At 46.3% G+C, this 20,021-nt stretch carries 18 protein-coding genes; 3 read left to right on the top strand and 15 right to left on the bottom strand.

Features of this window, described 5'->3' with window-relative positions; all coding sequences use genetic code 11:
• Positions 1-7: 7 nt before the first annotated feature.
• The 9 genes from BCT27_RS05775 to BCT27_RS05735 form a co-directional block, all read right to left on the bottom strand.
• Positions 8-1,333: a hypothetical protein gene (locus tag BCT27_RS05775; protein WP_102395298.1), complete on the bottom strand. Its 1,326-nt coding sequence runs from the start codon at positions 1,331-1,333 to the stop codon at positions 8-10.
• A gap of 543 nt (positions 1,334-1,876) precedes the next feature.
• A complete protein-coding gene (locus tag BCT27_RS05770) occupies positions 1,877-2,407 on the bottom strand; it encodes a hypothetical protein (protein ID WP_017010373.1) in 531 nt (176 codons plus the stop codon).
• Between the two features lie 698 nt (positions 2,408-3,105).
• On the bottom strand, positions 3,106-3,531 hold the full coding sequence (locus BCT27_RS05765; RefSeq protein WP_102395314.1) for a GFA family protein: 426 nt from the start codon (positions 3,529-3,531) through the stop codon (positions 3,106-3,108).
• Between the two features lie 211 nt (positions 3,532-3,742).
• On the bottom strand, positions 3,743-4,543 hold the full coding sequence (locus BCT27_RS05760; RefSeq protein ID WP_102316750.1) for a phosphodiesterase: 801 nt from the start codon (positions 4,541-4,543) through the stop codon (positions 3,743-3,745).
• A gap of 12 nt (positions 4,544-4,555) precedes the next feature.
• Entirely contained in the window at positions 4,556-5,365 is an 810-nt protein-coding gene (locus BCT27_RS05755) for a carbohydrate ABC transporter permease (protein ID WP_017010368.1), read from the bottom strand.
• Entirely contained in the window at positions 5,362-6,255 is an 894-nt protein-coding gene (locus BCT27_RS05750) for a carbohydrate ABC transporter permease (RefSeq protein WP_102316751.1), read from the bottom strand. Before BCT27_RS05750 ends, BCT27_RS05755 begins: the two co-directional genes overlap by 4 nt.
• Before the next feature lie 94 nt (positions 6,256-6,349).
• On the bottom strand, positions 6,350-7,615 hold the full coding sequence (locus tag BCT27_RS05745; protein ID WP_102316752.1) for an ABC transporter substrate-binding protein: 1,266 nt from the start codon (positions 7,613-7,615) through the stop codon (positions 6,350-6,352).
• 96 nt (positions 7,616-7,711) lie between these two features.
• Positions 7,712-8,731, bottom strand: coding sequence for an ABC transporter ATP-binding protein (locus BCT27_RS05740; protein ID WP_102316753.1), 1,020 nt, complete (start codon positions 8,729-8,731; stop codon positions 7,712-7,714).
• Positions 8,728-9,507, bottom strand: a complete 780-nt coding sequence (locus tag BCT27_RS05735) for a DeoR/GlpR family DNA-binding transcription regulator (RefSeq protein WP_229491708.1) — start codon at positions 9,505-9,507, stop codon at positions 8,728-8,730. The genes BCT27_RS05740 and BCT27_RS05735 overlap by 4 nt, the downstream gene beginning before the upstream one ends.
• A 275-nt stretch (positions 9,508-9,782) precedes the next feature.
• Here BCT27_RS05735 and BCT27_RS05730 point away from each other — a divergent pair, with 275 nt between their 5' ends.
• Both BCT27_RS05730 and BCT27_RS05725 read left to right on the top strand, forming a co-directional pair.
• Entirely contained in the window at positions 9,783-11,483 is a 1,701-nt protein-coding gene (locus tag BCT27_RS05730; RefSeq protein ID WP_017010363.1) for a Na/Pi cotransporter family protein, read from the top strand.
• Between the two features lie 59 nt (positions 11,484-11,542).
• Positions 11,543-12,160, top strand: a complete 618-nt coding sequence (locus BCT27_RS05725; protein ID WP_102395297.1) for a histidine phosphatase family protein — start codon at positions 11,543-11,545, stop codon at positions 12,158-12,160.
• Positions 12,161-12,306: 146 nt separating this feature from the next.
• On the opposite strand, the gene BCT27_RS05720 is transcribed toward BCT27_RS05725, so the two are convergent.
• The 6 genes from BCT27_RS05720 to BCT27_RS05695 form a co-directional block, all read right to left on the bottom strand.
• Entirely contained in the window at positions 12,307-13,248 is a 942-nt protein-coding gene (locus BCT27_RS05720; RefSeq protein WP_102316755.1) for a class I SAM-dependent methyltransferase, read from the bottom strand.
• A 690-nt stretch (positions 13,249-13,938) separates the two neighbouring features.
• Positions 13,939-14,394 (bottom strand): TFIIB-type zinc ribbon-containing protein, encoded by a 456-nt coding sequence (locus BCT27_RS05715; protein WP_241905189.1) that lies wholly within the window; start codon positions 14,392-14,394, stop codon positions 13,939-13,941.
• Positions 14,395-14,682: 288 nt separating this feature from the next.
• On the bottom strand, positions 14,683-15,294 hold the full coding sequence (locus BCT27_RS05710; protein WP_102395296.1) for a sugar O-acetyltransferase: 612 nt from the start codon (positions 15,292-15,294) through the stop codon (positions 14,683-14,685).
• A gap of 206 nt (positions 15,295-15,500) precedes the next feature.
• Complete coding sequence (locus tag BCT27_RS05705; protein WP_102395295.1) at positions 15,501-15,821, bottom strand: hypothetical protein; 321 nt, start codon at positions 15,819-15,821, stop codon at positions 15,501-15,503.
• A gap of 39 nt (positions 15,822-15,860) precedes the next feature.
• Positions 15,861-16,871 (bottom strand): M14 family metallopeptidase, encoded by a 1,011-nt coding sequence (locus BCT27_RS05700; protein WP_102395294.1) that lies wholly within the window; start codon positions 16,869-16,871, stop codon positions 15,861-15,863.
• A gap of 62 nt (positions 16,872-16,933) precedes the next feature.
• Positions 16,934-18,403: a glutamate-cysteine ligase family protein gene (locus tag BCT27_RS05695; protein ID WP_102395293.1), complete on the bottom strand. Its 1,470-nt coding sequence runs from the start codon at positions 18,401-18,403 to the stop codon at positions 16,934-16,936.
• 219 nt (positions 18,404-18,622) lie between these two features.
• Here BCT27_RS05695 and BCT27_RS05690 point away from each other — a divergent pair, with 219 nt between their 5' ends.
• Positions 18,623-19,855, top strand: a complete 1,233-nt coding sequence (locus BCT27_RS05690; protein WP_102316761.1) for a DEAD/DEAH box helicase — start codon at positions 18,623-18,625, stop codon at positions 19,853-19,855.
• Positions 19,856-20,021 lie beyond the last annotated feature (166 nt).

The following is a 20,021-nucleotide window of genomic DNA, read 5'->3' as shown; positions in this document are numbered from 1 at the left end:
CAGCGAATCAGTTTGTTAGTTGCACCGTTTGCATCTTAATCACGCTCATTGCTGACGTGACTTTTTCTGATGTCAGCCCTGTTTCAACATTCACATAATATTCAGAGAACGAGCCGTTTGGGTATTGATAGAACATCACTTCCTCATCACTAACAACCACAAAACGTTCACCTGCATTCAGCACGCTACCGCTTGTGGCTTCAATGTTATCAACGCGTTGAGTGGTAATATCAAAACGTGCAATTGACGGCAAACCGTTATCATCAGTGCCGGTTTTACGCACACAATAAAGCGAATTCTGACCTGCGGCGGATGCAACGCCGCCTTGGAGATCTGCATGATGAACACGGGAAATACGTTTGTTCTCGCTATCAAATTTATACACGGAACAGTCTGACGTCATCTCATAGTCACCGCGTCGAACACTCATGGCATTCGCATCTGTTTGATAGCCATTTGCAGACCACTCCGTCGTGCCTACCCCAATGTTCTCGCCATTCGTTGTAAGTTGATACACAGCGCCCGACGTAAGGTTCGCGTAGTAGAGCACATCTTCGTAGATAAATGGCAAGGTGTTTGCGGAATTATCAAATGCGTGAGTAAACGTTTTCCCCGTCGCTTTCTCTTTCCACGTTAATTCAGAAGCATCCCATGGCAGCGTGATGACATCGCCAGATGGCAATACCCAATTATTTCGGAAGTAGTCATTAAATATGGGGGAAATTTCAAATTGGCCATTAACCAGTTCTGCTACATGAAGACTTTTTCCATCTCCATGGCGCATGTAAATACGCGATTCATCAGCAACATTTGAAAAACGTGCGGACGTCATCCATGCCTCATGTTCTGCAACAACCGTTTTGTAAATGGCGTTGCCATCTTCAATTAACGGATAGAGATCGCCAGACTGCTTGTTTTGAATCAATGTATAACTGCCACGCTGCTTCTGGCCGTTCGCCGTGATCGTGACATTTTTCATATTGATTGCCGCATATTGGGTGTTGAGATCCACTACGCTCACCACCGTCGGACTCGGCGCAGTTTCAGACTCTCCCGTTTCAACATCAACGCTTTCAAAAGTAATGGCATTACTCGCGCCAAGTTCCGGGTTTTCATAGACATATTTGCTAGAGCGTATTTCTCGCGTTTGCCTATCACCTTGGCTCAATGCACTGACACTGTGGTCTCGTGATTTGAAGGTTTGAAAACCGCTTTCCACTGGTGACATACGGTTGACCACTTTCGATGAGCCGACCACGAAAGGATCACCATCGCCGCCACATCCCGTCAGTAACGCCAATGTAACCCATGAAGCAATAACCGAATAGCGCATAAACTACCTTTATATCAATATATTAAATGCAGAGATTGGCTGCACAATATTGAAAATACGCGTTATAGAATAGATGGCTTCGTCACACTTCTATTTAATATATTATTCGTAGTATCAATTGGTTATTGTTAACCCGCGGTTCGACCTTCGAGTTCGCTCTCCTAGCACAGACAGTAGCCCTTAGATGCCTAATGACTTTCGAAAATTCACGCAATGACGGTGTAAAGGCCACAGACACATCTTGCCCGTTTACCGTTAAAATAAACATTCCGCCACTAACGATTTAATCAAACATAAACTCAACGAAACGTGACGTGATGTGATGTGATGTGATTGAGTGTTAAATAGATAGCGAACAGAGGGTTACTACGAGAATTTTTTGAAGATAACGCTAAGAATGAAGGGGGAAAGCCTTTGCGTAGGGTCTCACGAATAGCCGCGAGTGCAAGCACTTGAGTAAGCCAGAGCTGAAGAGGCAAAAGAATTAACGAGAACGCCTCGACTGATGCGGAGACGCTCATGTTAATCGGTAATTTCAAAAAATTAGTGAAGAACCGTCGGTGTTTTGCTTTTTCTGACGGAAGTCAGTGCGTCTGCCATGGCATCAAAACTGGCTTCATCGACAGATTCTGCGCCTTGCATGCGCATTTCGAGTTTAATGACGTTCTCGATTGATTTGCGCAATTTGAACACTGCCACTTTCAACTGACCGATAACAGATAACACGTCCGTCGCCAATTTAATGTCTTTTGAGTTGAAAGTCGCTTCAGATTGAATACGCAACATTTCTTCTGCACTGCGAGAGAATGCATCCGCATCTACGAGTACGTGTGCACTTTCCTCATCAAAGTAACCGGATGGGATCTCTGAATGAATGATTTCATAGAGCTTATTGTTCCAGTTAGCCGTTTCCATCTGAATGGAAAGAAGCGACACATTGATCGTATCTAAAAAAGGTGTAGTTGCTGTTCGATGTTGACCTTCCGAATAGGTCCCTAATGTACTCAATGCATGGACTGCATTCAGTAATGAAGTTCTAGCGTCCTGGCTCAGCGAAAAGAAATCAATATTCATAACCAGATCCTTACTCACTTTATTGCATTTAAGCTTTAGCGAATTGATGAAACAACTCGAGTTAGTGAGAGGCTAGCTATCAGCGTTTAAAAACACAACCATCTTTATTTATAAAGATAAATATCTATCGCGATCTGTTTAACATTAGAGACAAGTGGGTAGAATTTGCACAGAAAGCGCGTCATATTGGAACAAATATACTTACAGCAGTGTATTTGGTAAAAAAGAGACACGAGTGAAAAGGCTATATTAGTATTCAGACAAAGTGTTAAGAACACAATACACATCATAAGGCATTGTTATTAAGACGTTAAACCCCACTCTGTCTTCTACCATTTTTAAACTATCAACAATAAAAACACTGCTTCTTAATCGCTTGAAAGTACGCAATAAAATACGAAGAAACGGTTAAATTTCAAACAAAACAAGATGCATATAACCTATGAAATCACAACGCATAAACACACACTTATTTATCAATGAGAATTAATAGCTAACCTATAAGAACCTGTATTTATTGACAATTAATAATCTACCCAGTCAATGATCGGGGGAAAAGTACAAAAAAGCACCGTCCAATGGAATCGAACGCGTATTTGAAAGGGGTCAAAGCACAGCGGAATTGAAAAACATTAGAATAGAGGCCGCATTAAACAAAGAGTCAATTACACGTCAATGCGGCAGAAAAACCGGATTGATTACGTATTGTCGGCAAAATAGGCCATGATCTCCGCTTCCGTCATCTCTTGGGTTTGATTAGAGAAGCAATAGTAATCAGGCTTAAGATCACTGAAATACTGCATGTCCATTTCAAGTCCTTGCAGCGTTGGGAATAGCCCTAACGACAAGTTATAGCTCTGCGTACTTTTCACTCGATAGAATAAATTGGTGCCACATTTCGCGCAAAACCCACGCTCTGCCCAAGGTGAAGAGTCGAAAATTGTGATGTTTCCTTCTCCCTCTAAAACCACGTCTGTTCCACACTGCACAGCAAAAAAAGGCCCTCCCGTCCATGTCCTGCATGTATTACAGTGACAAACCGTAAATTTAGGGTTTATTTCGGCCACATGGAGTTTTACGCTGCCGCACAGGCACTGCGCCGTATTTTTTTTAGATTCACTCATACTGTTTCCTTCATCCAATAAATGCATGTCAAAAATACTGTATATAAAAACAGTACCAATGGCCATGTACACTTTCTTCTTGTCTTCCTCTTCTCACTCTGTTGACAACACGTGTCAACTTTCACCAACAGCTCAATATGTTTAAGCACAAACAAAAAAACCACGCCATTTCATGCGTGGTTTTTGAATTAATCGCGTCAACGCTCGCTCGCTAGAAAGCGAACAAACCGCCGTGACGAGAGAGTGAAATATATGTGCTTCTAAAGCCGTGATGCCAATCATGCACCATATAGCCACCAGGATCTTGCGTAAATCCGACAGGTGCATCGTCGCGATAATCCGTCATAAATGAACTCGCCACACCCGGCGCAGAAAGCACTGTCGCATTGCCCATGTTACAGACAATGCTGTTGTGTAAGTGCCCACAAATCACCCTTTTCTCACGGGGTGACTGGGTCAAAATGCGCGCCATTTCATCGCGGCCTTTTAACCCTATGTTGTCCATAAATTGAATGCCGGAATCAAACGGCGGATGGTGCAACGCAATCAACGCAGGTTTTTCTGAGTGAGTTGCCAAAGCAGACTCAAGAAACGCAAGCGTATTGTCACTCAACGCGCCGGCACCACTTCCAGGTATGACGGTGTCTAAAGCAATAATGTCGAACGCCTCAAGCGCGTAAACACTGTTTAGCTCCCCTGTTTCCCCACACACTGACAGACCATCAATGGCTGACACCATGGCCTCACGCTTATCATGATTGCCGGGTATCACCACATAAGGCAGATTAAGCCGAGAAATGATCGAATGAAAATCTCGATAGCTTTCCTCATCGCCGTTGTCCGACACATCCCCAGTCACCACGATGGCATCGACATGACCAAGCCTTGGCAGATCATCTGCGATCTTTTCGATAGCCTGCTCAAACAAGGTATATGTATCGAGTACCTTAGAAACTCGCTGTTGGCGCGGCACAAGATGAATGTCCGTTAACTGAATAACACGAGAACCCATATTTCTACCCTGTTACTTAATACCCGCGCGCAAGAATGCCTGAACAAACTGACGTTGGAAAATTAAGAATGCTATCAACAGTGGTGCTATCGACATCATGGTTGCCGCCGAAATCACCGAAATATCTACACCATTTTCTGGTGCGCCGAAAATAGATAGCCCGACGGTCAATGGACGCGTGTCATCAGAGTTAGTGACGATGAGCGGCCAAAGGAAGTTATTCCAGTGTGTAGACACTGACACCAAGGCATACGCTAGGTAGGTTGGCTTCGCGAGCGGCACATAGACTTTCATCAAAATGCCAAACATGGAACAACCTTCTACACTCGCCGCTTCATGCAGTTCATAAGGCACAGACTTGAAGGATTGTCGCATCAAGAATATCCCGAAGGCACTCGCCATATAGGGCATACCGACACCGAGAATGGTATCAAACAGCCCCAATTTTGAAGTGATCGCGTAGTTTTCGACGATCAACACTTCCGGCAAGATAAACAGCTGAAGCAATACCAGAATGAACACAAAGTCCTTACCTGGAAACTTCACTTGTGCAAACGCAAACCCCGCCAAGGTGGTGATGATGAACTGTCCAATGAGGACTATCGTCACGAGGCAAAAGGTATTCCAGAAGTAGCGAAGCCACGGTGCGCCGTTCCACACTTCACGGAAGTTATCCAGCGTCCAACCTGATAGCAAGTTGAAATTAACTGCGTCAGACGTGGTATGGAAAGCCGCCCAAAACGCAAACACCAGCGGCGAAATCCAGATAACGGCAAGAAGGTGTGCACCAAAGGAATCAATAAACTTATTAAACGATTTCATTGGTAATGCGTCCTTCTATCAAGGTACAAAAACTGAATGGCAGCTGCGATACCCAGCACCAGCAATACCATTACGGTCATCGCGGCGGCATGTGGGGCATCAAAGAAGGCAAACGCCATCTCCCAGATGTAGTAAAGAATGAGTTTGGAGGCGTCTGACGGCCCGCCTTTGGTCAAGATAAACAGATGGTCAATGAGCTTGACCGAGTTGATCATCGCATTCACCACAATGAACATGGTGGTTGGCATCAACAGAGGTAACACGATACGGCGCGTGTATGTCCAACGGCCCGTGCCTTCAATGTCCGCGGCTTCTTTGTAGTCCACCGGGATGGTCTGCAAGGCGGCCAAATAGAAGATCATAAAGAAGCCTGCTTCTTTCCAAATCGTCACAATGATAATGGCCCAAAGCGCCGTATCAGGACGCCCTAGCCAGTTCATGGATGGTAAACCAAACAGTGCGCCAATCTGATCAAGCACGCCTAAATCTGGGGTATAGAAGAACAACCACAGATTTGCTGCCGCGATCATCGGCAACACAGTCGGCGTAAAATAAGCCGTACGCACAAACCCCGTGGCGGGAATCTTTGAGTTCGCCCAAAGCGCCATTGCAAGTGCAATCGCGATAGACGCAGGAATGGTAATTCCTGCATAAAACAGGTTGTTTTTCACCACAATCCAAAACGTTGGATCGTTGAATAAGTCGGTATAGTTTTCTAAACCGGAGAATTCCGAAGGCCGTCTGCGCGTACCGCGCGAAAACAAACTCTCCCAGAATGTCGCTATCGATGGATAGAAAGCAAAGAGGGTTAACAGAATTGCCGCTGGCGTGAGGAGAAACCACCCATAAAGGTGCTGCCGACGACGCTCCATTTCTGCGTATCGATTCATAGTATTACTCGTTGTTTGTACCGCTGCGCTAAATTAGTACCGCTACGCTAAGCGAGAAATGGCTCCGCTTGTGGTCAAGCGGAGCAAGATGCAGTTATTGATAATCTCGCAGTAAGCGTTTTGCAGATTTTTGCGCTTCGCCCAACGCCTCTTCTGGCGTTTTACTGTCTGTCAGTGCCGATTGGATCGCGTTGTTCAACCCTTCACGGACGCGTGCCGTTTCATAGGTAGAAAATTCCGCCACTGCGTGTTCAAGCTGATTGCGAGCAACCAATGAAGGTGGGAACTCAACGGTGTAGTTCTTAAGTGCTTCGGTTTCGTAAGCACTTTTCGATACGCCCATGTAGCCTGTAGCAATCGACCAGTTAGCCGCTTGCTCTGGCGATGTCATGAACTTAACCAGTTTGAGTGACGCTTCTTTTTCTTTCTGAGACGTGTCTTTGAACAGGTAGAAGTTACCGCCACCTGTTGGTGAACCTAAACGCGCTTTACCCGGCAACATGGCAACACCGAAATCAAACTTCGCGCCTTTTTTCACGGATGACAGGTTACCTGTCGAGTGCCACATCATCGCGGTTTTGCCTTCTAAGAACGCTTGGCGCAATGTGCCCCACTCAACCGTGCCGGTTGGCATGATGCCATGTTCCGCAGAGAGTGATTTCCAATATTTGAGGGTCTCAACAACCTTTGGATCATCAAAGTAGGTTTCAAGGCCGTCATCAGACATCAGCTTTTGACCATTTTGAATCGAGAGTGCTTGGAACATCCAGTACGGGTAACCCGTTGATGGAATCATCAAGCCATAGGTATCATCATTGGTGAGTTTTTTACCCATTTCTACCAATTCATCCCATGTTTTTGGCGGCATTTCAGGGTCTAACCCTGCCGCTTTAAACATGTCTTTGTTGTAGTAAGCAACAATGGTGGAACGTTGGAATGGGATACCCCATGTTTTGCCTTCCGCTTGACCGTTTTCCATCAACGCAGGATAGAAATCGTTCAACCACGCTTGGTCTTCTTCACCATTCATGACGTCATCAAAAGGGGTAATCAAGTCTTGTTCGATAAGGTCATAAACATCGATAGAAAACATCACAGCCAGTTGTGCAGGTTCGCCGGAACTCAGCGCTGACAACGCACGAACACGCGTGTCATCATAGTTACCTGAATAGATGGCATTCACTTTGATGTCAGGGTTTTGGCTTTCAAACTCCGTCACCATTTCGTCAACCACCTTGGTCAGCGAACCACCGACCGCGATTGGGTAATACATATTGAGCTCGGTTTGCGCAGAAGCCGTGTGTGCAGACATCGCAAATGCACCTGCTAAGGCACAACTGAATAACGTAGAGAACTTCATAGTTTCACCATTGTTTTAGTTGAACATTAATCTCAAGTTAGTTGGCTGTGGAGATATATGCGAATGCACACATACCATCAGCATTGTCAGCATGCTTCACGAAGCCATGCGGTTACCGTTTTCATCGAAGAAGTGCAGTGAGGTATCGTCAAAGTCGATGTCCACTGAACTGCCTTCAGCAAGAGAGGCATAGCCATGAAGCTTCACCACCAAGCCTTTGCCTTCTGGATGTTCAAGCTGAACGTGTGTTTCAACGCCCAGATATTCGCTTTCTGACACTATGCACGTCAGGCGGCCTTTGCCTGCCTCAACCACAGTGACATCTTCTGTTCTTACACCGACTTTGCTCGCATGCTCTGCCCCTTTAATGGCAGAACCTGAAATCAACGCCATGGGCGGTGCACCCACAAATTCAGCGGCAAAGGTATTTTGCGGCTCGCTATAAAGCTCTTGTGGAGAACCGATTTGCATGATGCGGCCATCTTTCATCAAGATGATCATGTCGGCCATGCTCATGGCTTCAGTTTGATCATGCGTAACGTAAACCACGGTCATACCAAGACTACGTTGCAGCTTCTTGATATCTCGACGCACTGAGTTACGCAGCTTTGCATCAAGGTTTGATAACGGTTCGTCCATCAAACACAGAGGCTGCCTTGCAACAATGGCGCGCGCCAAAGCGACACGTTGGCGTTGACCGCCCGACAATTCGCCAGGTTTACGCTCTTCATAACCAAGCAGGCCGGTAATTTCTAACGCGTTATGCAGCTTTTCCATGCACTCTTCTTTTGGCACTTTTCTTACCTTCATCCCAAACATGACGTTTTCTGCCACTGAGAGGTGAGGGAATAGTGCATAAGACTGAAACACCATGGAGAGATTGCGCGCGGAGGGTGCCATTTCTGTCACGTCTACGCTGTCGATAATAATTTCGCCTTCATCAGGCGTTTCGAGCCCTGCTAGCAAGCGCAATGTGGTGGATTTCCCGCACCCTGACGGGCCTAGTAATGCGACAAATGCGCCTTCAGGGATCTGAATTGTGATGTCTTCCACACCCAACTGACCGTTCCATCGTTTGCCAATTTTGTTAAACGTCACAAAAGGTTCTACGTTCATGAAGCCTTGCCTCCAACTAACTTCAAACGATCTCCCACCCGCTCGCTGAGCGCCGAGAAATCATCCCCTGGATGTCGATCCATGATGATTTGGTCCACATCAAAAATACTGCCGCCCACTGCCGGTGCAGTGCGCGTTAATTTGGTACTGTCCATCACGAGAATGGAGGTTTTACAATGCGTGCGAATCGCTTCACGTACCCGCACTTCAGAAGCATGAAAATCCAGCATGCCGCCATCTTCATCGACGCCCGCCACCCCGAAAATCCCAAACTCAGCACGATAACTATTGAAGAAATTCAATACCTCATCGCCCAACACATCGCGGTCAGGCATGCGTACCTCGCCTCCCGGAATAATGATCCGATTGGTTGGCTCGTTGCTCAGTACCATCGCCGCGTTCAAATTGTTCGTCATGACAGTCAGCCCGGTTTTCTCAATCAAGGCTTCAGCCACGATCGCGGGCGTTGAGCCAATTGAAATAAATACGGTTGATCCGTCCGGCACCATTTCCGCGACAGCTTTTGCAATCGCATGTTTCTCTTCAGAGTTCGTCACAGCACGCAGTTCATACGGCGTGTTCAACTGACGTTCAAACCGTTCAACGCCGCCATGACGACGACGAAGCAAGTTATCGCTACACAGTTGATTGATGTCTCGACGAATGGTTTGCGCCGACACACCCAGTGTTTCCGTTAGCACTTCAACAGACACGTTGCCGCGATCTTGTGTCAATTCGATGATCTGGTCTCTGCGTGCTTTCGTTTTAGATTTCATTTTCGAATCGAGACTCATAACTGTTCACATCGGCCATTTTTTATTCACTCTAGGCTCAAAATTAACAATTTGCCAACATTTATTGAGCAAATGGTTAGATATTATGTTCGTTTGTTGATCAAATGCTCACTTTCGAGTACTTTTATGTTCATGTGCTCAATTAAATTGTTCATTTGTCGCCTCATATGACTCAAATCAGCGACAAAATGAGCACATGCCCATCCTTCACTTAGATGAGAGAGTGATAACAAACAAATATTAAAAAGAGATGTCACATGAGCGGAACGTCAGTTCTCATTCAATTACTCGGAGGGGTTGCGCTGCTTCTTTTCGGGTTACACCTTGTTAAACAAGGTGTCATCAAAGCGTATGGCGGCAAGATGCGTCGCCTTCTCGGACGAAGTTTGTCTAACCGTTTCAATGCCTTTTTCGTGGGAATGGGCGTGACGTGCTTGCTTCAAAGCAGCACAGCCACGGCGCTTCTCGCCAGTTCTTTCGCGACCCATGGCGTTGCAACGGCATCGGGATTGGCATTGTTATTAGGTGCAGATGTTGGCACAACGATCGTCGCGCAAGTGCTCACACTCGATCTTTCCTGGCTTCAACCCATTGTTATGCTTGCTGGCGTCGGTGTGTTTACACGCGCTAAAAAAGAAAAAACCAAACACGCAGCGAGCATAGCAATAGGTTTAGGCTTGATGTTGTTAGCCCTAAGCCTGATCTTGCAAGCCTCTGAACCCATGCGTGAGTCCCCTTTGATTCAATCCTTGCTGGGTTCACTTAGCGGCGAGCCTGTTCTCGCAGTTTTGGTCGGCGTATCCATTGCCTTTCTCGCGCATTCTAGCCTGGCGACTGTGTTGTTGATTGCCGCGCTTTCCAGCTCAGGTGTGATTGCACTGGATGTGGGGTTTGGCCTGATCTTAGGTGCAAACTTGGGGGCCGCACTCCCCGCTGTCGTAAACACATCACGTGCAGAACCTTCGGTAAGGCGAGCCCCGATGGGCAATTTGTTGTTCCGATTAATGGGTGTCTTGATATGTCTTCCCATGATCAATCAACTCGCAGACCATGCATTTTTTGCCTCCACCGACATCGCCCGTCAATTGGTCAACTTTCACCTTTTGTTCAATATCGGCTTAGCATTGCTGTTTCTTCCATGGGTGAAAACCTCAGGAAAAATGATGGAGCGTTGGCTTCCTAATAAGGAAAGTCCCGACGTGGATAACAAACCACGCTATCTCGATCGTAATGCATTCAAAACACCGTCTGTCGCCCTATCAAACAGTGTGCGTGAAGTGCTCAGAATGGGGGATTTACTGCGAACCATGCTGGATACGACTTTCGACGCGTTAAGTACGCGCAATGGCGCAAAATTGCAGAGCGTGAAGCGTTCAGACGATTTGGTGGATGAATTTCATGACAAAATCAGTTTGTATCTCACAGAACTAAGCAGACAAGATATTCCCAAAAAATATCGACGTCGTTGCTACCGTATTTATGCGTACACCACTAACTTAGAGCATGCAGGAGATATTCTTGAATGCAGCCTCACTGATGTGGTGTCAAAAATCATTACCAACAATGTGGTACTGCCCGATTATGAACTAAAAGCCATTGATGCATTGCGAAAATACATCAACAGCAATATGGAACTTGCCTGCAGTGTGCTGCTCACCGGTGACATTAAAAACGCCCGCGCATTACTGGAACAAAAGAGTGTCGTGAAGGACATTGAAAGACGTGCCGCTTTGGCACATCAAGAAGGGTTACGCGATCAAACAGGGTTACCGGCTGAAGGTAGCAGCCTGTATTTAGATCTCTTGCGAGACCTAAATCGTATTAATTCGCACTTTTCTTCCATCGCCTATCCCTTGCTTGAGCAAGCAGGCGAACTGCGGTCAAATCGCTTAAAAGCGATGCCTGCAGACACCAAGGAACCTACACTTTCCGTCAACGCTGATCGTTCTTCGCTATAAGCTTTGAGCTATAAGCCACGAACTTAATGCGCAATATCTAATTCGAACGAGGACATCGAATGACCGTGTTTAAAAACAGCTATTTTCTGATGCGCCATGGGCAAAGCAAGGCCAACGTCGCAGATATAGTGGTGAGCGATCCAAGCATTGGTTGCCATCAATATGGATTGTCTCCCGTCGGCGAAAAACAAGCCGTAGCATCTGCACTGTCTGCTCAAGATGCAGGCATTTCCATCATTGTGTGTTCCGATTTCACGCGTACCCGAGAAACCGCAACACTGGTGGCAGAAACACTGTCTATCGCTGAACCCATCCAAGACATTCGATTAAGAGAACGGTTTTTTGGTACATGGGAGGGCAAGTCTTCCGAAGCGTATGAGCAGGTCTGGGCGAAAGATGCAGTATCATCATCCCAAACAGAGAATAACGTCGAGAGCACTGAGCAAGTGAGAAGACGCACCATGGGTGCGATTCTCGCGCTTGAAAGCCAATTTAGCGATCAGGTGATCTTGTTGGTCTCTCATGGGGATGCATTGCAAATTCTCACCACCGCATTTAATGCGCTTTCACCCGGTCAGCATCGCACATTACCGCACCATGAGACGGGTGACATAAAGCCACTTGCGGCAAAAGGAGAAGCGTTGCCTCACGCGTTTTCTGCTTTAGAGATGGTGTAATCACTTTCTGAGTTGCGCGTTTCCAGTATTTACGATGACGACGCCAGCAAACAGCTGGCGTTTTCCTTTCCCCATATGGTAATAAAGGAAAAATTAAGTGTTTCAAACGTATAAAGTAGTTCTTCTCGTTCCGTCTTCCTTCGATGTTACCGCTGCGCGCCTTTGTAATATTCGACGATGCTGACATCTTTTATTACTTCACGGGTTTTTCGGCCCAGAAAATATACCCCACTCGCCGCATCGACATTGTAGGCTTCAGGAATTAGGCGATCGAGATACTGTAACCAACACAAACCCAACTTGATGAATTTTCCGATTGTTTTGGAACGAAAGAGGCCACAAAAAAAACTATCAAACGCCCACAACAATTGCGTACCTGCCCCTGCTGATGCCCCCGATTTAATCAAAGAAAAACACCTGAACAGATAACGGTGACCGCTCTCCGTGTATCTTGTGAAATCGTACGCACCTTCATGAACGTGCTGTAAAAACGGTGTTTCTGCGTAAACCAACCCATCAGGTTTTAATAAACGATATGCTTCTGCCACAACCTCTTCCGGCCTTAACACATGCTCCAACACGGCTTGAATGATCACGGCATCAAAGCTTTCGCTAACCAGCGGAATATTGTGTGCATCCGCGAGAAACTGAACCGAAGGTGATGCGTAAATATCAAAAGACACGAGCTCAATACGTGGATCAACATAGAACGGCTCCATGCCACAACCAACTGTGCCACCGCCGATGATCAAAACACGGGCTGAATTCTGTTGAGAGAGAAGCGTGTTTAATAGTACGTCGACATTGCTTTTGGTCACATGGCTCGGTGGACAAGCAAGACGCTTAGCAACGCCAAATACCCCACCGTAAGACTGACGATGCACTGTCGATGAGAGATGTTGAATATCCGACCTATCAAGAATGCTGTTTTCAAATCGGATTAATACGGGGTAGTTATCAACCACATCATATTCATGAGTGCCATCCGTCGAATATGCAACTAATACATTAGAATCTAGTGATTGTAGGCTTACCCCAGATGCAGGGCAACGCAACAATTCTAGAACGGCTTCCTGCCCTAATAGCATCTTAACTCCTGCTCTTTGACCACATTTTAATAGCCAGAAAAACAAACATCTTAAATCAATTTACAATTGTAAAAATAGCAAACGATAAATTTCCTATTTTCGATACATATTAATTTAAGGCGCAGATTGTTTTTCTGTGCATATTTCAATTTGTGTCTTAATTCTTATATTCTCATTAATAACAATGATATATAAGCACATGCTAAATCAGCTAATACCGATTAACCTAAAGCGAGAATTGTCAGAAAATTACAACGTCATGCACAACACTCAAATAAACCACATTATATATGTCTATTATTCAAGTCATTTTACAGTGCTAAACATATTGACACTTTTTATTCTCACTTACATATCAGTCATTACTAACCCGTAATCTCATAAGTCACCCAGTAGACTTTTATTGAGCTTTTTCTAGTTATTTTTGTATATAAATTTATATAGCCATGCCTTAGATCAGCAACACTCTTCTCATGATATTTCACGAGCAAATTATGGCTTTTTCTAAGTTGAAGTATGAACTAAGTGGCAGTGAGACAGAGGGGAAGTTTTACAGAATCAGATATACTCGCCAGGACATAGCAATAACATTATGTTTACATTGGATAATTTAAGCGTATATGCGTCTTAATATAGAAAGGAAGGCTTGGTGGGAATACGGGCGCGACAGCGTGCTGCCGCACTACATGATTATTTTTCTGCTGAATAGGGATCTTCAGCCAATAAAAACGCACGCAGATCGGCTTTTTGAGGATGTGCAACTATCCATTCTCTTAGTGCTTTAACCTTATCGTAATCTTCTTCACCAAACTTAGACACATACAGATCAGTGAAACTTTGCTTGGCACTTTGTTCTCGAATTTTATGCTGCCATTGTTCTGTAACAACACCACCTACAGATGTTGCTAAGCCCTCGGCTTTAAGCAAATCCCATTCACCGTGATCAAGCCAAATACCTCCAACTGCCGCACTATAATCAACCCTGTGATCATGAGCCGCTGAAATTCTAAACTTGCGCATGATAACGCCTGATTGAGGACACAGCATGGCTGTTTTAGTTTCTGACGCATCTAAGGTTAGCGTTGCATTTTCTGCGAATTGATAACTCGAATTCCGTTCACGCCAAGCAATAAAGTCTTCAATCAAAATCCAATCGCCTTTACAGTGTGTGCATGTGTGCGCGCGAAATTGGCCTTCTATATAACTTGGCTTCAGAGCGCCGCGTTTGCAGCTTGTACATTCCATGTGAACTCTCTTGTATTGTCCGTGTTTTCTCACTCTACACGCTCACAAATCACGGCTCAAGCTGGATGCAAAACAATGGGGTCACGCCTGAATTAATCTGAGAGATCCGATAAAAACCATGTGATTAGCGATGATTCAGGCCAAACCTTTTGTCGGACGACGACATCGCAGCCTACCTCGCGAATGATGTCACTCAAGAACATTGCCCGCTAAAGGTCGATCTTGGAAATAATAGGTTCTGTCGTGCTCACCTATCGCTCTTAGCACCTTGCAGGGCGACCCCACCGCGACCACATTGGCAGGAATATCTTTGGTCACCACGCTGCCTGCACCAATCACAGTGTTCTCTCCAATGGTGACGCCGGGAAGTACGACAGAGTTCGCCCCTATCCAGACGTTGTTTCCAATCGAGACGGGAATATTAAACTGCCCCACCCTGCGACGTAATTCTGGCTCTATCGGGTGTCCGGCAGTCGCGATGGTAACGTTAGGACCAATCATGACTGCGTCGCCAATCGTGATATCCGTATCATCGACCAAGGTAAGATTAAAGTTGGCGTAGACATGTTTGCCCAAATGGGTGTGTCTTCCCCAATTGGCATGCAGTGGAGGCTCGATGTAACACCCTTCTCCGACAGATGCGAAAATCTGCTTCATGAGCGTCTGGCGTTTCTCCACCTCCGAGGGACGTGAATGATTAAAATCATAGAGTGTTTCAAGACACTGCATTTGCTCTGCGATCAGCGTTTCATCATTACTAAAATACACTTTTTGACTGCGCATTTTTTCCGTCGGATTCATACCATCACCTTATGGATAAATACATGATTGCGATAATATTTAAGGCACAGAAAAGACAAAGGCAAGCCTTTTCAGACTTGCCTTATCAATCAATTAGCGGATGGAGATCAGACGCAAATTCGCACATGAATTCGCTTGTCAAAATACGGGATCAGTGCACGGCATCACGGCGTCAATCTTATGCCAACGCCGCGAACTCAGCGCTGTTAATGAAGACGCTCAATGATAAAATCAGTTTCATCGCTGTTATGAATGAATAGTTCGCCTTCACCTAATCGTGCATTCAAGAATTCCACTTTCCCTCTACCAGACATTTCCTTGCCTTCGCAGATCCCTTGCCATGAAAACTCGAGGCTAGGCTCCTTCGATGAAATGCGAACATCAAGGCGTCCTTTGACTGCACCGAATACAAAATTCCCTAGCGCATCTCGCGAAAATTCCATGTAACCTGGCTCAAGAAGATCAACATATTCTTGCGACCAGTTAGACATCCACTTGATACGCCATTTACCAATGAAATCATGCATTTTCGTACTCCATAGACACAGTTTCGGGGTAAGGTGTCCTTAGTCCACCACCATGTAAAACAAACAATCGGACAACGCGATATCATGTCGCGTTGTGATCATAAACAGCTTACTTGCGGCTTTGAGTTTGAGTTCACCGTCTTTTTCGTAAAAAAGCGAGGCAATCGGATGACCGCCTTTACCATCATCCGTTTTTAACGCATCCAACCCTCGACCGCCTAACCAACCGATATGCGTATCCGCAGCCATCCGACCAAAGTTATGTCGGTCGATATCTGGCGCGAGTGTCAGGTCAGCGTCGTCAATCTTTTGATCGTGATAACACAACGCCGAATCATGTTGCATTTGAATGCGCACAGGACGATACAGCATCTCTATCGGCCAAAAACCAGTGTGACCTTGGAAAAGGTTTTCTGCCGTCATGAAGTCATTCAAACCCTTCTTTGCCACTTCATGGGCTGCGCGATCACCTGCGCCACCACATTCAATAGTGACAATGGGCGACGTTTCACTCGTCATCTCCATTAACGCGCCAAGACGCACGTCCGAACAAAGCATATTCTTAGTGAACAGCGACGCAATTTGCTTATGGGTATTATCATCGTGTATCGACACAGCAAAAGCAGGGCTCGTGCCCGACGTGTTATGTAAATCCACCACAGCTTCGGGCGCTAAAGAGGTAATTCGCGCCAAGATCTCACCCGCAATGTCATAGCTGTCATCCTCACCATGACGACCAAAGCATCGGTTCATGTCCGGTTTGCCATCTAAGTGCCGCGTCGTAAATGGCGTATTCGCCTTGGCAGCATTGACGTTCGCCAAACAAAAATGCGTGGTGACAGCGCACTCTGGTGGGTTTTCAACAAAGTGCCAGAACGCATTTGTGCCTGAAGGCTCGTTACCATGAAGCAAAGTAACAATCACACGATGTCTGTTCGGATCGCGCCCCGGTAATGTTAGCCAGCTTGCGCCCGGCAGGGCTTCTAACCATGGAAGCAGGCCACCTTTCAACGCCGCTTCGCTTGGCCAACTGACATCGTGTAACTTCATCCATTTCCTCTCTTAAATCCGTTTTGTTTCGGTGCATATTCCACTAACTAACACTTACTCCATCACAAAACGGGCCAATGCGAAACCGGCTCTCCTGATAAAAATTGCTTTTGATACAAACCGAACATCCTGCCAAGCGCTTCTGATGCAGAATATTTTTTCTCCAACGCCGTCAAGGTAGCAAGCTGCCAACTCGCCCCGTTTTGGCGCTTGGCCAGACGATGTTCAATCACCATCATCAACATGTCTGCTTCTTGACGAGAGACACCAAGTTGGATGAGCGAATCCGCAACCTTCGGCAATAATTTGGCCAACACATCCTTCAATGCAAACTCTGCTAGCGAACCGTTTTCCGATTCCCACAAAATCTTGGCATCAATACCGAATTGCGCAGCGCGATAAAAGTTGTATTTGGCAAACTCAAACGGCAGTAGATCCATCAATCGATCGAGATCATGTCTCAGCGCATGCGCCAATCCAATACACAAGGCTGCATTGGCTACCATGTCGATCGTTGTTGGCCCTGCAGGTAGGCTTCGCAACTCAACGCGCAAATGCCCATTGTCAGCGTCGTCATACACCGCACGATTCCAACTCCAGATGGTACTTTGGTGAAGACGCAGTGCTTCAAGAGGTGGCCCGCACCCCTCTTTGGTTTCGTTATCACACATATCTGGAAGCAACACGGGTTGCAAACTTACGCCTTGGCGAAACAACTCAAGGGCGCTTTTGCGCACATACCCTTTACCAAACGAGACGCGTGCAGGCGTATGCCAGTTCATACCACACAGGTTTCGGCTATCAATGGATTGTTTGAAGAGCGGTACACGAGTTTCATGCCACAGTTTTCTTTCAAGGAAGATGGGCGAATTCGCCCCCATTGCAATGGTAAAGATGGTGGCAAGTTGAATGCCGTTGTACCAAGTTGCAAATTCATCTGGCTTGACGCGGTAATGCACCTGAAATGAGGTATTTGCCCCTTCAAGTGTTAGGTCGTCTGCATCTATCTCTAAGCTTTCTGCACCGTGAATACGAATATGAAATGGGCCCCCCCGAGACTCACACAGAATGTCTGTCAGCGCGTGATAACGCGGAGAGTCAGTCATGGAGGCTAGACCAAAATCACCATGTTGCAGTGTGGGAAGAATCCCAATTGGCGTGACGTTTATCCCTGTTTCGCTAGCAAGCGATTGAAGTGACAGTAATCTGTCATCCATATGTTGTTTTAAGAAGGAAAACGGCGCGCCTTTGAAGGTGGTGTACGGGCAATTGTATTCAAGGTTAAAGCGGTTAATTTCTGCGGTCATTAAAGGGTCCGCGGCTTTTTCGAGCAAATCTACGTTGTAGTGAGCAGGCCGATGGTGTTTGTCTGTCAGGTACAATTCGAGCTCTGCGCCTAACGTACATTCTCCAACGCCCCATCCAGGTGTGTTGAGTAACGCTTCCAGTTGTTCCAGTTCGGATTTTAGTTGCAAAGCAAACCGCGTATGGTCACTTGCACTAAACGAGGTTTTAATTATATTTTGGCCCACTGCTCAGCCCTCTCCTCGCGTGATTGAATTTTTAACATAGAACAATTTTGCAGCGATTACAGTGCAGGAATGGAGGGGTTAGTGAAGGATGATTTCATCGTCTTAACAATGAGTTTTTCTTCTCCGATTTTTACGCATCTGGTTTCGTGACTGCTCTGCACATTCAGGCAGAATCTGGTAAACTCTCGCTCCTTTATTTTGGTCTGTTCCGGAAACATCATGTCTGACAACGCTTTCACTCTTCTCAATGAGACGCTTCAATCGACGCTAAGTGCGCTTGGTTACGCTCAACCAACTGACATTCAGCAACAGGCGATCCCGAAAGTATTGGCGGGAAATGATGTGATGGGCGCGGCCCAAACAGGCACAGGAAAAACCGCCGCCTTCACCTTGCCATTGATTCATCAGTTGCTTGAGAAAGGCGTGAAAGGCTCAACCCGTGTTCTTGTTGTTACCCCAACGCGCGAGCTTGCACAACAAGTGTTAGATAAGGTGGCGGAATACAGCCAGAACACGCCGCTGAAGTGTGTTGCACTTTATGGCGGCGCTAATATCAATCCACAAAAAAGCGCCTTAGCAAAAGGGGCTGAAATTGTGGTGGGCACCCCGGGTCGTTTGCTTGATCATTTGCACATCGGCACACTGAATCTCGGTGCTTTAGATACCTTAGTCCTCGATGAAGCCGATCGTATGTTAGACATGGGCTTTATTTCAGACATAAAACGCCTGATGAAGAAGATGCCAAAAGAGCGCCAGACGTTATTTTTCTCTGCCACCTATCCAAAACAAGTGATGGATTTGGCCTATCGTTTACTGAACGCCCCTGTACGCATTGAGATTTCCACCAGCAACAGCACCGCTGATACCGTGGAGCAACTTGTTCACCCGGTTGATAAAAAGCGTAAGCGTGAGCTGCTCTCTTTCCTTATTGGTAGCAAGAACCTGCAACAAGTGTTGGTGTTTGCCAAAACGCGCCAAAGCACCGAGGCCTTGGCCAATGAGCTAAAACTGGATGGATTGGAGGCCGAAGCGATCCACGGAGAAAAAACCCAAGGTGCTCGCAATCGTGCCTTAGAAGGTTTTAAGTCTGGTGCAGTGCGTGTACTTGTCGCGACAGATGTGGCTGCTCGTGGGCTAGATATTCCGTCACTTGATTACGTGTTCAACTATGAACTGCCACATCAACCCGAAGATTACATTCACCGAATTGGTCGTACAGGCCGTGCAGGTAAAAGCGGCAAGGCCATCTCACTGGTTAGCCGCGAAGAAGAAGGGATGTTAGTTGCCATCGAAACACTGATCGATCAGCGTCTGCCACAAGAATGGCTGGAAGGTTATGAACCAGACTTGAACGCAGACAAAGAACATCACGAAAAACGCGGTGGTCGTGGTGGCGAGAAACGTCGTTTGAAGCGCCAGCTAATCAAAAAATCGGGAAAAGCCCGTCGCTAAAAGCCAGAAAGTCGGAATTGTTCTGCCATAGAACGCGCCTTACCAGACTTGGCGAGTTGGGTAGTTGGGTAGTTGGGTAGTGGCGGATGTAAAGCAGATGCGGACGTGCCGCACGGCGTAGGCGGAAAAACACTCACAGTTCGAGGGGACATTCGTGCTTTTATCA

It is taken from the genome of Enterovibrio norvegicus (assembly GCF_002876705.1).
In the GTDB taxonomy this organism is placed as follows: domain Bacteria; phylum Pseudomonadota; class Gammaproteobacteria; order Enterobacterales; family Vibrionaceae; genus Enterovibrio; species Enterovibrio norvegicus_B.
This window is presented reverse-complemented; position numbering and strand designations above follow the sequence as displayed.

Excerpts from the sequence above, each read along its gene's own strand:
- BCT27_RS05775 (WP_102395298.1), bottom strand. The coding sequence starts at position 1,333 with ATGCGCTATTCGGTTATTGCTTCATGGGTTACATTGGCGTTACTGACG.
- BCT27_RS05770 (WP_017010373.1), bottom strand. The coding sequence starts at position 2,407 with ATGAATATTGATTTCTTTTCGCTGAGCCAGGACGCTAGAACTTCATTA.
- BCT27_RS05765 (WP_102395314.1), bottom strand. The coding sequence starts at position 3,531 with ATGAGTGAATCTAAAAAAAATACGGCGCAGTGCCTGTGCGGCAGCGTA.
- BCT27_RS05760 (WP_102316750.1), bottom strand. The coding sequence starts at position 4,543 with ATGGGTTCTCGTGTTATTCAGTTAACGGACATTCATCTTGTGCCGCGC.
- BCT27_RS05755 (WP_017010368.1), bottom strand. The coding sequence starts at position 5,365 with ATGAAATCGTTTAATAAGTTTATTGATTCCTTTGGTGCACACCTTCTT.
- BCT27_RS05750 (WP_102316751.1), bottom strand. The coding sequence starts at position 6,255 with ATGAATCGATACGCAGAAATGGAGCGTCGTCGGCAGCACCTTTATGGG.
- BCT27_RS05745 (WP_102316752.1), bottom strand. The coding sequence starts at position 7,615 with ATGAAGTTCTCTACGTTATTCAGTTGTGCCTTAGCAGGTGCATTTGCG.
- BCT27_RS05740 (WP_102316753.1), bottom strand. The coding sequence starts at position 8,731 with ATGAACGTAGAACCTTTTGTGACGTTTAACAAAATTGGCAAACGATGG.
- BCT27_RS05735 (WP_229491708.1), bottom strand. The coding sequence starts at position 9,507 with ATGAAATCTAAAACGAAAGCACGCAGAGACCAGATCATCGAATTGACA.
- BCT27_RS05730 (WP_017010363.1), top strand. The coding sequence starts at position 9,783 with ATGAGCGGAACGTCAGTTCTCATTCAATTACTCGGAGGGGTTGCGCTG.
- BCT27_RS05725 (WP_102395297.1), top strand. The coding sequence starts at position 11,543 with ATGACCGTGTTTAAAAACAGCTATTTTCTGATGCGCCATGGGCAAAGC.
- BCT27_RS05720 (WP_102316755.1), bottom strand. The coding sequence starts at position 13,248 with ATGCTATTAGGGCAGGAAGCCGTTCTAGAATTGTTGCGTTGCCCTGCA.
- BCT27_RS05710 (WP_102395296.1), bottom strand. The coding sequence starts at position 15,294 with ATGAATCCGACGGAAAAAATGCGCAGTCAAAAAGTGTATTTTAGTAAT.
- BCT27_RS05705 (WP_102395295.1), bottom strand. The coding sequence starts at position 15,821 with ATGCATGATTTCATTGGTAAATGGCGTATCAAGTGGATGTCTAACTGG.
- BCT27_RS05700 (WP_102395294.1), bottom strand. The coding sequence starts at position 16,871 with ATGAAGTTACACGATGTCAGTTGGCCAAGCGAAGCGGCGTTGAAAGGT.
- BCT27_RS05690 (WP_102316761.1), top strand. The coding sequence starts at position 18,623 with ATGTCTGACAACGCTTTCACTCTTCTCAATGAGACGCTTCAATCGACG.